12 protein-coding genes are annotated in these 13,741 nt (G+C 70.1%); 8 read left to right on the top strand and 4 right to left on the bottom strand.

Annotated features, from left to right (window positions below):
- Nucleotides 1-17 precede the first annotated feature (17 nt).
- A complete protein-coding gene (locus tag BLQ91_RS30585) occupies nt 18-1,142 on the top strand; it encodes a trypsin-like serine peptidase (protein WP_090102424.1) in 1,125 nt (374 codons plus the stop codon).
- Here the strand turns inward: BLQ91_RS30585 and BLQ91_RS30580 are convergent.
- Nucleotides 1,126-2,106 carry an NAD-dependent epimerase/dehydratase family protein gene (locus BLQ91_RS30580; RefSeq protein WP_090102575.1) on the bottom strand — a complete coding sequence of 327 codons (981 nt, stop codon included), beginning with the start codon at nt 2,104-2,106 and terminating at the stop codon, nt 1,126-1,128. The genes BLQ91_RS30585 and BLQ91_RS30580 overlap by 17 nt on opposite strands.
- Nucleotides 2,107-2,255: 149 nt before the next feature.
- On the opposite strand from BLQ91_RS30580, the gene BLQ91_RS30575 reads away from it, so the two are divergent.
- The 4 genes from BLQ91_RS30575 to purL all read left to right on the top strand — a co-directional run bounded on the left by BLQ91_RS30575 (nt 2,256) and on the right by purL (nt 6,186).
- Entirely contained in the window at nt 2,256-2,795 is a 540-nt protein-coding gene (locus BLQ91_RS30575; protein ID WP_090102422.1) for a DUF3800 domain-containing protein, read from the top strand.
- A gap of 228 nt (nt 2,796-3,023) precedes the next feature.
- Nucleotides 3,024-3,263 (top strand): phosphoribosylformylglycinamidine synthase subunit PurS, encoded by a 240-nt coding sequence (gene purS / locus BLQ91_RS30570; RefSeq protein ID WP_090102420.1) that lies wholly within the window; start codon nt 3,024-3,026, stop codon nt 3,261-3,263.
- Nucleotides 3,260-3,931 carry a phosphoribosylformylglycinamidine synthase subunit PurQ gene (purQ, locus tag BLQ91_RS30565; protein ID WP_176960033.1) on the top strand — a complete coding sequence of 224 codons (672 nt, stop codon included), beginning with the start codon at nt 3,260-3,262 and terminating at the stop codon, nt 3,929-3,931. The genes purS and purQ overlap by 4 nt, the downstream gene beginning before the upstream one ends.
- Nucleotides 3,928-6,186, top strand: coding sequence for a phosphoribosylformylglycinamidine synthase subunit PurL (purL, locus tag BLQ91_RS30560; RefSeq protein WP_090102416.1), 2,259 nt, complete (start codon nt 3,928-3,930; stop codon nt 6,184-6,186). The genes purQ and purL overlap by 4 nt, the downstream gene beginning before the upstream one ends.
- A 34-nt stretch (nt 6,187-6,220) precedes the next feature.
- Here the strand turns inward: purL and BLQ91_RS30555 are convergent, their stop codons facing one another.
- Both BLQ91_RS30555 and BLQ91_RS30550 read right to left on the bottom strand, forming a co-directional pair.
- The gene (locus BLQ91_RS30555) at nt 6,221-7,015 is read right to left on the bottom strand and encodes a lysozyme (RefSeq protein WP_090102413.1); all 795 of its coding nucleotides are present in this window, start codon (nt 7,013-7,015) and stop codon (nt 6,221-6,223) included.
- Between the two features lie 42 nt (nt 7,016-7,057).
- Nucleotides 7,058-7,897, bottom strand: a complete 840-nt coding sequence (locus BLQ91_RS30550) for an aldo/keto reductase (RefSeq protein WP_090102411.1) — start codon at nt 7,895-7,897, stop codon at nt 7,058-7,060.
- Nucleotides 7,898-7,975: 78 nt separating this feature from the next.
- Between BLQ91_RS30550 and BLQ91_RS43455 the strand changes: the two genes are divergently transcribed.
- Nucleotides 7,976-8,869 carry a LysR family transcriptional regulator gene (locus tag BLQ91_RS43455; protein WP_090102409.1) on the top strand — a complete coding sequence of 298 codons (894 nt, stop codon included), beginning with the start codon at nt 7,976-7,978 and terminating at the stop codon, nt 8,867-8,869.
- An 871-nt stretch (nt 8,870-9,740) separates the two neighbouring features.
- Here the strand turns inward: BLQ91_RS43455 and BLQ91_RS30540 are convergent.
- Entirely contained in the window at nt 9,741-10,613 is an 873-nt protein-coding gene (locus BLQ91_RS30540; RefSeq protein WP_090102408.1) for a pentapeptide repeat-containing protein, read from the bottom strand.
- A gap of 72 nt (nt 10,614-10,685) precedes the next feature.
- Between BLQ91_RS30540 and BLQ91_RS30535 the strand changes: the two genes are divergently transcribed.
- Both BLQ91_RS30535 and BLQ91_RS30530 read left to right on the top strand, forming a co-directional pair.
- Nucleotides 10,686-11,498 carry an SAM-dependent methyltransferase gene (locus BLQ91_RS30535; RefSeq protein WP_176960032.1) on the top strand — a complete coding sequence of 271 codons (813 nt, stop codon included), beginning with the start codon at nt 10,686-10,688 and terminating at the stop codon, nt 11,496-11,498.
- A 60-nt stretch (nt 11,499-11,558) separates the two neighbouring features.
- The gene (locus BLQ91_RS30530) at nt 11,559-13,724 is read left to right on the top strand and encodes a putative bifunctional diguanylate cyclase/phosphodiesterase (RefSeq protein ID WP_176960031.1); all 2,166 of its coding nucleotides are present in this window, start codon (nt 11,559-11,561) and stop codon (nt 13,722-13,724) included.
- Nucleotides 13,725-13,741 lie beyond the last annotated feature (17 nt).

Raw genomic sequence — 13,741 nt, 5'->3', positions numbered from 1 at the left:
CGGAAGTATCAAAAGGCATGAGGAAAACCCTGCAACTCCTCACGGCACTGGTGCTCGCCCTGCCGATGACGTCCATCATCCCTGCTACCACCACCTCTGCACCTGCGCAGGCGTCCTCGCCGCAGTCGCAGGAAATCGGAACCGAGGAATCGGTCTCGGTCCGCGTGGGTGGCGCGAACCGTTCGACGACCGTCGAACGACCCGGCTCCGGATACGTGAAGCTGCATTTCACGGATCTGCGGATCATGCCGGGTGACGTGCTCACGGTGTCGAACCCCGACGGCACCGAGAAGTACACGTACACGAGCGACCTGAAGGCCTCCCTGACGGCCACGGTCGACGCGTCCGGCTTCTGGGCCATGTCCGTCACCGGCGACCGCGCCGTGGTGTCGGTGACGAACCCGCTGTCGCGCGTCCGGATCGACAAGCTGACGCGCGGCTACACCGAGGCCGAGATGTCCGCGCAGCCGTCCGTGCAGAGCATCTGCGGCACGAACGACTACAAGGACGCGGTCTGCTACCAGTCCAGCAACCCGGCCGAGTGGGGCAAGACGCCGGCCGTGGCGAAGCTGCTGCGCAACGGCAGCTCGCTGTGCACGGCGTGGCGCGTCGGGCCCAACAACCGCATGCTGACCAACGAGCACTGCTTCACCAGCACCACCGGCATCGAGGTGTGGTTCAACTACCAGTGCCCGACCTGCGGCGGCACGAACTCGGCCACCGTCACGAAGGTGCTGGCGGCCCAGGTGCTGAAGTACAGCGCCGCGCTGGACTACACCCTCTTCACCGTGAACAACTTCGCGGCCATCAGCTCGTTCGGCTACCTGGAGCTGGACGCGCGCGTTCCGGCCGTGGGTGAGGAGATGTACATCGTCGGCCACCCGGCCGGAAAGCTGAAGAAGTTGTCGTTGCGCGACAACAACAACGGCGGCGGCTACTGCGTCGTGCGCGCGGTGCGGGTGAACGGCAGCTCGTCGCAGTCCGACATCAGCTACATGTGCGACACCGAAGGCGGCTCGTCCGGCTCACCCGTGCTGTCGAGGCGCACGCACAAGGTGATCGGGCTCCACCACTTCGGCGGCTGCCCGAACCAGGGCGTGCGCATCGACCTCGTCGCCGCGCAGGTCAACTCACTGCTGTAAGGATCTCCTGCTCCTCCTGCTCGGTGAGCCCCGCCTTGCGGGGCCGGTCCAGCCCGAGGCCGCGCTCGTGCTCCAGCGAGTCGAGCGCGGTCTCGGCCAGCGGCCGGACGCGCAACCCGTTCGCCAGGGCGTTGCTGACGTCGCGGCCGACCATCTTGGCCCACTCCCGGGGCAGCCACAGCGGCAGCGACCGCGGCCCGGCCCACGGGTTGATGCCCAGCTCCTTGAGCACGCCCTCCGCGACGGGCACGAGCTGAGTCCCGGGTGCGGCCGTCGCGCCGGCGATCTCACCGATGGCCATCTGGAACGGCATGACCGGCCCGGTCGAGTCGTACGTGCCCGTCACCCGCTCCTCGGCCGCGAACACGATCCACCGCGCCAGGTCCCGCGCGTCGATGTGCTGGAACCCGAGGTCCGGGCTGTCCGGCACGACCACGCGCCCGCCCCGGGCCAGGCGCGCGGGCCAGTACCCGAACCGGTCGCTGGGGTCGTCCGGCCCGGTGATGAGCCCGGCCCGGACGATGAAGTCCCGCCCCGCCACCGCCTCGCGCACCGCGATCTCGCTGGCCACCTTGACGCTGCCGTACCGCTCGGCCGTGAACTCCTCGGCCGGGTCGTCCTCCAGCGGCGGCAGCAGCTCGTCGCTGCCGGTCGCGTGGTCCGCGTAGACCGAGATGCTGGAGACGAACGTCCAGTGCGGCGTGGTGGACCCGAACGCCTCCAACGCGTCCCGCACCCAGTTCACCGAGTACTTGGACACGTCGACCACCGCGTCGAACCGCTCGCCGGCCAGCTGGTCGAACGCACCGGGCTTGTCGCGGTCGACCCGGACCAGCGTGGCCCCCTCCGGCACGCTGCCCGAGGCGCCGCGGGCAGCGCAGAACACTTCGTGGCCGCGGCGGACGGCCTCCGCCGTGATGGCCTTGCTGAGGAACACGGTTCCGCCGAGCACGAGGATCTTCATGACCTCCAGCATCCGGCCGATCGGGCCGTGGTGCCACCGGTCTCGCTTTGGGCGAAATAGCTGGTTGGAATAGATCCAAGCCAGAGTCGTTCGGGCCCGATCGGTGGGACTTGGTGAACTGGTGTTCGGGGCGTGCCGATGGACGTTCCGTGAGTCTGCACGCCTTCGTCGACGAGTCGCGGCGAAACAACACGTACCTGCTGGCGGTGGCCCTGGTGCCACCCGGCCGTCTGCACAAGTTCCGCAAGTCCCTGCGCTGCCTGCTGATGCCGGGACAACGGGAGTTGCACTGCAAGAAGGAGACCCCCGGCCGCCGCAAGATGATCGCGTCGCGGCTCGTGGCAGAGCAGGTCTCGGTGCGGCTGTACAGGCGCAGCTGCGACCAGGGGGACGAGCAGGCGCGTCAGGCGTGCCTGCGGCGGCTCGTCGAGGACCTGCTGGAAGCCGGTGCTCATCGCCTCGTCCTCGATTCGCGTGCCCAGAGGGACCAGCACGACCTCCTGACGATCCGCACGTCACTCGGCCATGTCGCGTTGTCCACGAACCTCGTCTACGAGCACTGCCGCAGCAGCAACGACGAACTGCTGTGGATCGCGGACTTCGTGGCTTGGTGCTACGGCTCCGGCGGTGAGTGGCGGGAGCGGGTGATGCCGGTCGTCGAGTCGATCGTCGACCTGGACTGCCCCTAAAAGCGCGATACCCAGCCGTCGACCGTCCGGACGTGGGCTGGGTACACTTCCTCGGCTTACGGGCCTCGGCGACTCCAACTCTACCAAACGGCCTCGCCGCGGCAAGCTCGTTCACCCGAAGGTGGACCGGTGACGATGTGCCCCCGAACACGTGCCGGGAGGATGAACGCCCAGCTCAGGTAGGGTCAGCGGGTACCGCCAGCCCTCCACCCCAGGGAGCAGTCCGTCGTGGCCCGAGTCGTCGTCGACGTCATGCCGAAGCCCGAGATCCTCGACCCCCAAGGCCAGGCGGTGGCGAACGCGCTGCCCCGTCTCGGCTTCGACGGCGTCACCGCCGTCCGCCAGGGCAAGCACTTCGAGCTGGAGGTCGCCGACGACGTCGACGACGCCACGCTCGCCAAGATCGCCGAGAGCTTCCTCGCGAACCCCGTGATCGAGGACTGGACCGTGCGCAGGGTCGAGGCATGAGGGTCGGTGTCGTCACCTTCCCCGGCACCCTCGACGACGTCGACGCGCAGCGGGCGGTGAGGTACGCCGACGGCGAGGCCGTTCCGCTCTGGCACGGCGACCACGACCTCCAGGGTGTCGACGCGGTCATCGTGCCCGGTGGGTTCTCCTACGGCGACTACCTGCGGGCCGGTGCCATCGCGCGGTTCGCGCCCGTCATGCGGGAAGTGGTCGAGGCCGCGAACAAGGGGATGCCGGTCCTCGGCATCTGCAACGGCTTCCAGGTCCTCACCGAGGCCCACCTGCTGCCGGGTGCGCTGACCCGCAACCACAAGCTGCACTTCGTGTGCCGCGACCAGTGGCTCCGGGTCGAGAACACGAGCACCGCCTGGACCACCAGGTACGACCGCGACGCCGAGATCCTCGTGCCGCTGAAGTCCGGCGAGGGCGGTTACCAGGCCGACGACGACACCCTCAAGCAGCTCGAAGACGAGCACCGGGTCGTCTTCCGGTACGTCGGCGAGAACCCGAACGGCAGCCGCAACGACATCGCGGGCATCACGAACGCCAGGGGCAACGTCGTCGGCCTCATGCCGCACCCGGAGCACGCCGTCGACGCGCTCACCGGCCCCACGGACGACGGACTGGGCATGTTCCTGTCCCTGCTCGACACGGTGGTGAAGGCGTGATCGACACCGTCAAGAACGCGGAGAGCACTCCCGACCAGGAACAGCCCTACAAGGAGCTGGGCCTGAAGGACGACGAGTACGCGCGCGTCAAGGAGATCCTCGGCAGGCGCCCCACGGACGCCGAGCTGGCGATGTACTCGGTCATGTGGAGCGAGCACTGCTCCTACAAGTCGTCCAAGGTGCACCTGAAGTACTTCGGTGACACCACGACCGACGAGATGCGCGCCAAGATGCTCGCGGGCATCGGCGAGAACGCCGGTGTCGTCGACATCGGGGACGGCTGGGCCGTCACGTTCAAGGTCGAGAGCCACAACCACCCGTCGTACGTCGAGCCCTACCAGGGTGCGGCGACCGGGGTCGGCGGCATCGTCAGGGACGTCCTCGCGATGGGCGCGCGGCCGCTCGCGGTCATGGACCCGCTGCGGTTCGGCAGGCCGGACGCCGAGGACACCAGGCGGGTGCTGCCCGGCATCGTCGCGGGTGTCGGCGGCTACGGGAACTGCCTCGGCCTGCCCAACATCGGCGGCGAGGTCGTGTTCGACGAGTCCTACCAGGGCAACCCGCTGGTCAACGCCCTGTGCGTCGGTGCGATGCGGGTCGAGGACCTGCACCTCGCGCACGCGAGCGGCACCGGCAACAAGGTCATCCTCTACGGCGCGCGCACGGGCCTCGACGGCATCGGCGGGGTCAGCGTGCTGGCGAGCGAGACGTTCGACGACACGGCCGGCAAGCGCAAGAAGCTGCCGAGCGTGCAGGTCGGCGACCCGTTCACCGAGAAGGTGCTGATCGAGTGCTCGCTGGAGCTCTTCGCGAAGGGCCTCGTCGCGGGCATCCAGGACCTCGGTGGCGCGGGCCTGTCCTGCGCGACGAGCGAGCTCGCGTCCGCCGGTGACGGTGGCATGCGCGTCCACCTGGACCGCGTCCCGCTCAGGGCGGAGAACATGACCCCGGCGGAGATCCTCTCCAGCGAGTCGCAGGAACGCATGTGCGCCGTCGTGGAGGCGCACAACGTCGAGGCGTTCATGGCGGTCTGCGCGAAGTGGGACGTCATCGCCACCGAGATCGGTGAGGTGACCGAGGGCGACCGGCTGGTCATCACGTTCCACGACGAGGTCGTCGTCGACGTGCCGCCGCGCACCGTCGCGCACGAGGGCCCGGTCTACCACCGGCCGATCGAGCGTCCGGCCGACCAGGACGACCTGCGGGCGAACACGCCGGACAGCCTTCCCCGGCCGGCGGAGGAGGAGCTGCTCGACCTGGTCAAGACCATGGCGGCCAGCCCCAACCTGGCGTCCAGGAAGTGGGTCACGCAGCAGTACGACCGCTACGTCCGCGGCGGCACCGTCCTCGCGCAGCCGAGCGACGGCGGCATGATCCGCATCGACGAGGAGACCGGTCGCGGTGTCGCCCTCTCGACGGACTGCAACGGCCGCTACACCAGGCTCGACCCGTACGAGGGCGCGAAGCTGGCGCTGGCCGAGGCCTACCGCAACGTCGCGACCACGGGTGCCACGCCCGTCGCCGTCACGAACTGCCTCAACTTCGGCTCGCCGGAGGACCCGGCGGTCATGTGGCAGTTCGAGCAGGCGGTGAAGGGCCTCGCGGACGGCTGCGCGGAGCTCGGCATCCCGGTGACCGGCGGCAACGTCAGCTTCTACAACCAGACCGGCTCCACGGCGATCCTGCCGACGCCGGTCGTGGGCGTGCTGGGCGTGATCGACGACGTGCGGCGCCGCATCCCCACCGGGATCGGGGCCGAGGCCGGGGAGACGCTGCTGCTGCTCGGCGAGACGCGCGACGAGTTCGGCGGGTCGGAGTGGGCGCACCACGTCCACGGCCACCTGGGTGGTCTGCCGCCGAAGGTCGACCTCAAGCGCGAGAAGCTGCTCGGCGAGGTGCTCGTCGCGGGCTCGCGGGACGGCATGATCTCCGCCGCGCACGACCTGTCGGAGGGCGGTCTCGCGCAGGCGCTGGTCGAGACGTGCCTGATCGGCGAGGTGGGCGCGCGGGTCTTCCCCGAGGGCGACCTGTTCACGGCGCTGTTCAGCGAGTCGGCCGGCCGCGTGCTGGTCGCCGTGCCGCGCACCGAGGAGCAGCGCTTCACAGACATGTGCACCGCGCGCCGCCTGCCGTGGCGCAAGGTCGGTGTCGTCGACCCGGAGTCGCAGGCGCTCGAGGTGCAGGGGCTCGGCGAGATCCCGCTGGACGAGCTGCGCGAGGCCTGGGAGGGCACCCTCCCCGCGTTGTTCGGCTGAGACGTGCGGAGGACGGCCCTCGCGGGGGCCGTCCTCAACTCGCGGCGATGCGCCGCAGCTGCTCGAACCTGCCGTTGAACAGGTTCTGGTCACCGGGGAAGAGCCCGGCCGCCTGCCACTGCCAGATCGTGTGGAAGTCGAAGCCCATCGGCAGCGGACCGACCTCGGTGCTGTAGCGCGCGATCCACAACGGGTTGTCGGCACCGAACTCCACCGAGCCGCCGACGCACTCGTTCCACCAGGTCGTGGACGTGTAGATCATCGGATGCCGTTTCGTGCGCGCGTAGACCGTGTCGCTGAACGTCTTGACCCACGCCGTCATCGCGGCCTGGCTCAGGCCGTAGCAGGTGTCGCCGTACGGGTTGTACTCCACGTCGAGCGCGGGCGGCAGCGTCCTGCCGTCGGGTGACCAGCCGCCGCCGTTGTCGACGAAGAAGTTCGCCTGCTCCGCTCCGCTGGCCCGGTCCGGCAGCGCGAAGTGGTACGCGCCGCGGATCATGCCGATCTCGTGGGAGCCGTCGTACTGCTGGGTGAACCCGGGGTTGCGGTAGCGGATGCCCTCGGTCGCCTTGACGTAGGAGAACCGGGCTCCCTCGTCCCAGGCCGACTTCCAGTCGACCTCGCCCTGGTGGCTGCTGACGTCCATGCCCGGCACCTTGCCCGCGGCAGGCGGGGAGCCCGAGGCCGAGCGGAGGTCGCCGGGGCCTTCGTGCTCGAGGATCTGGGAGCCCGCTGTGTGGTCCGCGGAGCCCTCGGGCAAGGGCGCCGCGGACGCGGGTGCCGGCGACATGCCGGCGACGATCGCGACGATGCTGATCAGGGTCCGCATGGACCAGATCGTGCGGCCATTCGTCGCGACGTGCTACCGGGATCACCCGTCCAGGCGGGACATCTCCTCGGCGGTCAGCTCCAGGTGGGAGGCGGAGGCCGAATCGCGGATGCTGGCCGGTCGGGAAGCACCCGGGATGGGGACCACCACCTCCGACTTCGCCAGCATCCACGCGAGGCAGACCTGGTGGGCGCTCACGCCGTGCGCCTCGCCGACCTCCTGGAACGGGCCGCCCAGCGAACCGGCCTTGCCGATGCCGCCGAACGGGCTCCACGGCAGGAACGCGATGCCGAGCTTCGCGCACAGCTCCAGCTCGGGTTCGCTCGACCGGAACACCGGCGAGAACTGGTTCTGCACGGCCGCCAGCCGGCCGCCGAGGATCTCGTTGGCCTGCACGATCTCGTCCGGGTTGAAGTTCGAGACGCCCGCGTAGCGGATCTTGCCGTTGTCCAGCAGCTCCGCGAGCACGCCCACGGACTCCGTGATCGGCACCTTCGGGTCCGGCCGGTGGAACTGGTACAGGAAGATCTGGTCGACGCCGAGCCGCCGCAGCGACCCGTCGACGGCCCCGCGCAGGTACTCCGGGCGTCCGTCGAGCTCCCAGCCGCCACCGGGCGCGCGGGTGTGGCCGCCCTTGGTCGCCACGAACACCTCTTCCGAGCGGCCCTTCAGGCCCTCGGCGATCAGCTCCTCGTTGTGGCCGAAGTCGGTGTCGTCGAGCGAGTAGGCGTCCGCGGTGTCGATGAACGTCACGCCCGCGTCCAGCGCGGCGTGGATGGTCTCGATCGCCTGCGCCCGGTCCGGCCGCCCCTGCACGGACATGGGCATGCCGCCCAGGCCGATGGCGCTGACTTCCACTTCTCCGATGCGACGCTTCTGCATGCCTTCCACTCTGGACCCTCGGGATTAAGCTGTCCAACGCAGAGAAGTGATCTCATTGAGCACCGCAGGTGATGAATCGTGGAACTCAGGCAGCTGGAGCACTTCCTCGCGGTCGCCGAGGAGTCCCACTTCACCAGAGCGGCCAAGCGCCTGCACATCGCCCAATCGGGGCTGTCGGCGTCGATCCGGGCGCTGGAGGTGGAGCTGGGCGCGCCGCTGTTCCTGCGCACGACCCGCCAGGTCGGGCTGACGCAGGCCGGACGGGCCCTGCTGCCCGAGGCGCGCAGGACGCTGGGCAGCGTCGAGGCGGCCAGGGACGCCGTCGCGGCCGTCCAGGGCCTGCTGCGCGGCACGCTGTCCGTCGGCAGCCTGCAGTGCCTGCACGTGGTGCACCTGCCGGCGGTGCTGGCGCGGTTCCACGAGCTGCACCCCGGCGTGGAGATCAGGATGCGCCAGTCCGGCAACGCCGAGCTCGTCGAGGACGTGCGGGTGGGGCGGCTCGACCTCGCGTTCGTCACGCGTCAGCCGAAGATCGCCGACGACCTCCGGGTGTCCACTTTGGCCGGTGAACCGCTCGTGCTCGCGTGTGCGCCGGGAAGTCCCTTCGCCGCGAGGGAGTCCGTCGCGCTCCCGGAGCTCGCCGGGCAGTCGTTCGTCGACTTCAACGCCGACTGGGGCACGCGCGACGAGGTGGACCGCGCCCTCGCCGCCGCCGGTGTCGAGCGGCGGGTCGCCGTGGAGGTCAACGACGTGCACTCACTGCTCGACTTCGTCTCGTTCGGACTCGGTGTCGCGTTAGTCCCGCAGTCCTTCGCCCTCAAGACCGACCGCGCGCACTTCGTCGGCCTTCGCGGAGACGTGCCCGTCGCCGAGACCGTCGTCGTCAGGGCGGCCACCGCCTGCGCCGCCGCGACCGTTCTGCTCGACATGGTGCTGGAAGCCAGGTCCGGCCGCCTCCGTGCTGCCGGTTAGGTGCCAGCCGGTCGGGGGCTCGCGGAACTCGGTCCCCTCCAGCACCCGCATCTCACCGCGTTGCACGGCGGGCGGCTCGGGGGACGGGTGGAAGAAGCGGCCGACCTCCGCGACGCCCAGCTTCGCCGAGCTCATCTCGACGGGACCGGCGAAAGTCGTCTGCTGGAAGGAGATCCCGCCTTCGAAGGTGCCGTTCTCCATCTCCAGGCGGCCGTGGAAGGCGCCACCGGAGAACAGCGCGACGCTCCGCACGTGCACGTTGCGCAGGTTCGTGATGCCGTAGAACTGCGCGCGCCGGGCGACGAGCCGGTTGACGTGCCGGCCGTCCAGCGAGAAGTACTCGAGGACGGCGTCGGTCAGGTCGAGGTCGTAGTGCTTGTGCCTGCGCTTCTTCCCCCACGACAGGGTGTCCTTGATCAACCGCTGCGCGGTCAGCCGGACCTGGTGCTCCAGCCTGGTCGCCTCGTCCACCTCGCCGAAGTGCTGCTGCGGGTCGTCGGGCCTCGCCTGGTGGGAGGGGTGCGTGAACGGGCGGCGCAGGTAGGCGCACAGCACGTCGAGCACGGTCTGCCGGTAGCGGGGCGTCGTCCTCGCGAGCCACGCCATCGAGTGCATCGCGCCCACGCGCACCTGGTCGGCCTCGTTGCCCAGCAGTTCGACGGAACGGGCGAACCGCTCGTCGGTGACCTTGTCGCTCTCCAGCGAGTGCTTGCGGTCGTTGAGCCACAACGCGTACAGCGCGACGACGGCACCACCCGCGACGCCGGCGGTCTTCACGATCTCCACCGCCGGTGCCTTGACCACCCAAAGCAGGACCGCGGTCGCCGCGGTCACCACGCCGGCGGAGAGCACCGCGAGCAGCCACTTCACGTCAGTTCCTCCACGCTTCGGGAAGGTCGGCCTGCACGGCGAACGTACAGCCGTCCGCCTTCACGTCCGCCCACTGCGAGTCCGAGAACTTGGTCTCGCCCCGGAACCTCGTCTCGGTGAAGACGGCGAGCCCGCGCGCCTTGACCCTGCTGAACCACGCCTTGCGGCGGAACTCGTTGTGGTGCATGTAGATCCGGCCGGTCACCTCGGCATCGGTGAGGTACAGGTCGCCGTGCACCACCATGTGGTGGAACGCGTTGGACTCGTTGAGGCGTGCGACCCGCATGACCAGGTCGCCGACCTGCCGGTACGACAGGTCCATGTACTCGAGGTGCGCCTTGGTGAGGTTGAGGTCGTAGCGCGGCGGGTCCTTCTCCTCCAGGCGCGGCAGCAGGTCCTCCACCAGCCGCTGCGAGGTGAGCCGGACCTCCAGCTCGATCTCGGCGGCGTCCTCGTCCTCGGGGGAGCGCTTGAACGGCCGGCGCAGGTAGGCGCAGAGGATGTCGAGCACGGTCTGCGTGTACTCGGCCCTGGACTTCGCGAGGCCGGCCAGCGCGTGCATCGCGCCCACCCGCACCTGGGCCGTCTCGTGGCCGAGCAGCTCGACGGCGCGCGCGAACCGCTCGTCGGCCACGCGCGACCTGTCGTGGTCGATGCGCTGGCTCTCGAGCTCTTGGCGGGCCTCCTCGACCTTGCGCCGCCGGTCGTTCAGCCACAACGCGTAGAGCGCGACGATCGCGCCGCCCGCCAGACCGCCCGTCTTGATCGCCTCGTGCTTCGGCGCGCGGGGGTCCACGAGCAGCAAACCGCCGCCCACCAGCAGGAACACGCCGATCGACGCGAGAATCGTCGACAGCAGCAAACTTTTCCTCACGAGGTCGGCATTCTGCCAAGCGGCGGGTGCATGATGGGGTCGAACGGGTGCGAACGCGGGTGGGGTGAACGGGTGGAACGGCCGAACTGGGCGCCGGGGGACATCGACCTGGAGCGGCCCAGCATCGCGCGCGTGTACGACCACTGGCTCGGCGGCGCGCACAACTTCGCCGCGGACAGGGCCGTCGCCGAGGAGGTCCTGCGGACGATGCCCGAGCTGCGCGCCGTCGTGCTCGGCCACCGCGCCTTCCTGCGCAGGGTCGTCCGCCACCTGCTCGGCCGGGGTGTGCGCCAGTTCCTCGACCTCGGCTCCGGCATCCCGACCGTCGGCAACGTGCACGAGATCGCCCAGGCCGCCGACCCCGGGGCGCGGGTCGTCTACGTCGACCTGGACCCGGTGGCGGTCGCGCACAGCCGGTCGCTGCTGGAGGGCGACGGGCACGTGGGCGTGCTGCAGGCCGACGTGCGCGACCCGCTGGGCGTGCTGTCCTCGCCCGAGGTCGGCAAGCAGCTCGACTTCGACGAACCGGTCGCCGTGCTGATGATCTCGCTGCTGCACTTCGTCGCGGACGAGGAGGACCCGTGGGGCGTGGTCGGCGGTTACCGCGACCGCCTCGCCCCCGGCAGCTTCCTCGCGATCTCCCACGCGGGCTACGAGGGCGAGGAGGAGCCGGAGTCGTACCGGGAGGCGCGCCGGATCTACGACCGGGACGTCACGCCGATGACGCTGCGCGGCAGGGCGGGGCTCACGCGGTTGTTCGAGGGGTTCGACCTGGTCGAACCGGGTGTGGTCCGCGTACCGGACTGGCACCCGGAGTCGCGCGACGGCGACGGGGAGTTCGCGGGGCGCTTCCCCGGGTTCGCCGCGGTGGGCCGGAAGGCGTAGAGATGACTGCGCACCGCAACCGGCCGTATGCTGCGCGTTCGTGGCGTTAGGGCCGAGCAGATGACCGAACGGGTTGACCAGCGAGTGCGCGAGGACCGCTCTCCTTTGGACCCGGCCGTACTGGCCGGTGCCGAGGCGTTCGCGCGCAGCTGGGCGACGGCCGTGATCGGGTCGAGCTACGTCCCGATGACCCGCGCCGAGGTCGCGCAGCACCTCCAAGACCTCACCGAGCTGCTGGTCGAGGCGCTGTTCGCGAGCCCGTTCCGCACCGCTCCCGGCTACGAGATCGGCTCGCGGCTGGTCGACGCGCACTTCACCGGCACCGACACGCTCGGCCGCACGATCCAGCTGCTCGGCGAAGACCTGCTGGCCGACCTGGGCTTCCCCGGTGACGACAAGCTGCAGTCCCGCCTCGCCGCCCTGCAGGGCGCGTTGTCCGCCGGGTACGCCCGCGCGCTGCGGGAGCGCACCCTCGCCGAGCAGGAAGCGATCAGGGCGGCCGTGCTGGACGCCCGCGACCAGGCCGAGGCGATGCTGCGGGCGTCGGAGGCCCGGTTCCGCGCGATGTTCACCGAGGCCGCGATCGGCATCGGCATCGCGGACATCGAGGGCCGGATACTCGACGTCAACCAGGCCCTGCAGGACATGCTCGGGTTCAGCGTCGAGGAGATGCGCCTGTACAACGTCCGCGACCTCATGCACCCCGAGGACGCGGGCAGCGTGTGGCGGCTCTACGACCAGCTCATCGCGGGCGAGTGCGACCACTACCGGGCCGAGAAGCGCTTCCACCGCGCCGACGGCGAGCAGGTGTGGACGCACCTGACGCTGTCGCTGGTCCGCGACGACCACGGCGAGCCGCAGTACCAGGTCGCGATGATCGAGGACGTCACCGACCGGCACCTGCTGCAGAACAGGCTGCGCTACCAGGCGCTGCACGACCCGCTGACCGGTCTGCCGAACCGGGCGCTGTTCCTCGAACGGCTGGGCCGCGTGTTCAACAACCGCACCAAGCACGTGCGGGCCGGCCTCTGCTACCTCGACCTCGACGGCTTCAAGGTCATCAACGACTCGCTGGGCCACGACACGGGCGACCAGCTGCTGGTCGAGGTCGGACGCCGGCTCGACCACTCGGTGTCCGGCGAGGGCAAGCTGGTCGCGCGCATGGGCGGCGACGAGTTCGTCATCCTGGTCGAGGGCTCGTCCGGCGAGCAGGACATCGTCGACGTGGCCGACCGGGTGCTGACCGAGCTGGAGGCGCCGATCCGCATCGCGGGTCACGAGCTGTCGGTGTCGGCGTCGATCGGCATCGTCGAACGGGAGCTGTCCGGCACGACGTCGGCCGACCTGATGCGCGACGCGGACATCACGCTGTACTGGGCCAAGGCGGACGGCAAGGCGCGCTGGGCGCTCTACGACCCGGAGCGCAACGCCAAGGAGGTCGCCAGGTTCACGCTGTCGGCCACCATGCCGCGCGCCCTGGAGCGCGGCGAGTTCTACGTCGAGTACCAGCCGCTGGTGCGCCTGGAGGACTCGACGGTCACCGGCGTCGAAGCCCTGGTGCGCTGGCAGCACCCGGAGTTCGGCAGGCTCGCGCCCGACCGGTTCATCGAGCTGGCCGAGGAGACCGGCCTGATCGTCCCCTTGGGACGGTGGGTGCTGCGCAGGGCCTGCGAGGAGGCCCGGCGCTGGCTGGAGGAGTTCGGCGACTCGGCGCCGTTCGTGTCGGTGAACCTCGCCGTGCGCCAGTCCCGCGACCCCGAGCTCGTCCGCGACGTCAAGCGGATCCTCGACGAGTGCGGGCTGCCCCCGCACCACCTGCAGCTGGAGCTCACCGAATCGGCGATCATGGGCACCGCCGACGAGCCGCTGGAGGCGCTGAGGGCGTTGTGCGACATGGGGGTCCGCATCGCGATCGACGACTTCGGCACCGGCTACTCGAACCTCGCCTACCTCAAGCACCTGCCCGTGCACGAGCTCAAGATCGCCGGCTCGTTCATGGAGGGGCTGCGGGCCGAGAACGAGGAGGACCCGGTCGACTCGCAGATCGTCGCCACGCTGGTCCAACTGGCCCACGCGCTGTCCCTCGGCGTGACCGCGGAGGGGGTCGAGACACCGGCCCAGGCCGCCCGGCTGCTGCGCCTGGGCTGCGACACGGGACAGGGCTGGTTCTTCGCGCGGCCCGGTCCGCCGGAGAACATCGACAGCCTCCTGCGTGGTGATCTCTAGGGCGGGGAACTCCGAGT

The organism is Lentzea jiangxiensis (genome assembly GCF_900104175.1).
Lineage (GTDB): Bacteria > Actinomycetota > Actinomycetes > Mycobacteriales > Pseudonocardiaceae > Lentzea > Lentzea jiangxiensis.
The sequence above is the reverse complement of the archived record's forward strand: the minus strand, read 5'-3'. Positions and strand labels throughout refer to the sequence as shown.

Coding starts and splice junctions, on each gene's coding strand:
- BLQ91_RS30585 (WP_090102424.1), top strand. CDS start 18: ATGAGGAAAACCCTGCAACTCCTCACGGCACTGGTGCTCGCCCTGCCG.
- BLQ91_RS30580 (WP_090102575.1), bottom strand. CDS start 2,106: ATGAAGATCCTCGTGCTCGGCGGAACCGTGTTCCTCAGCAAGGCCATC.
- purQ (WP_176960033.1), top strand. CDS start 3,260: ATGAGGGTCGGTGTCGTCACCTTCCCCGGCACCCTCGACGACGTCGAC.
- BLQ91_RS30555 (WP_090102413.1), bottom strand. CDS start 7,015: ATGCGGACCCTGATCAGCATCGTCGCGATCGTCGCCGGCATGTCGCCG.
- BLQ91_RS30550 (WP_090102411.1), bottom strand. CDS start 7,897: ATGCAGAAGCGTCGCATCGGAGAAGTGGAAGTCAGCGCCATCGGCCTG.
- BLQ91_RS30530 (WP_176960031.1), top strand. CDS start 11,559: ATGACCGAACGGGTTGACCAGCGAGTGCGCGAGGACCGCTCTCCTTTG.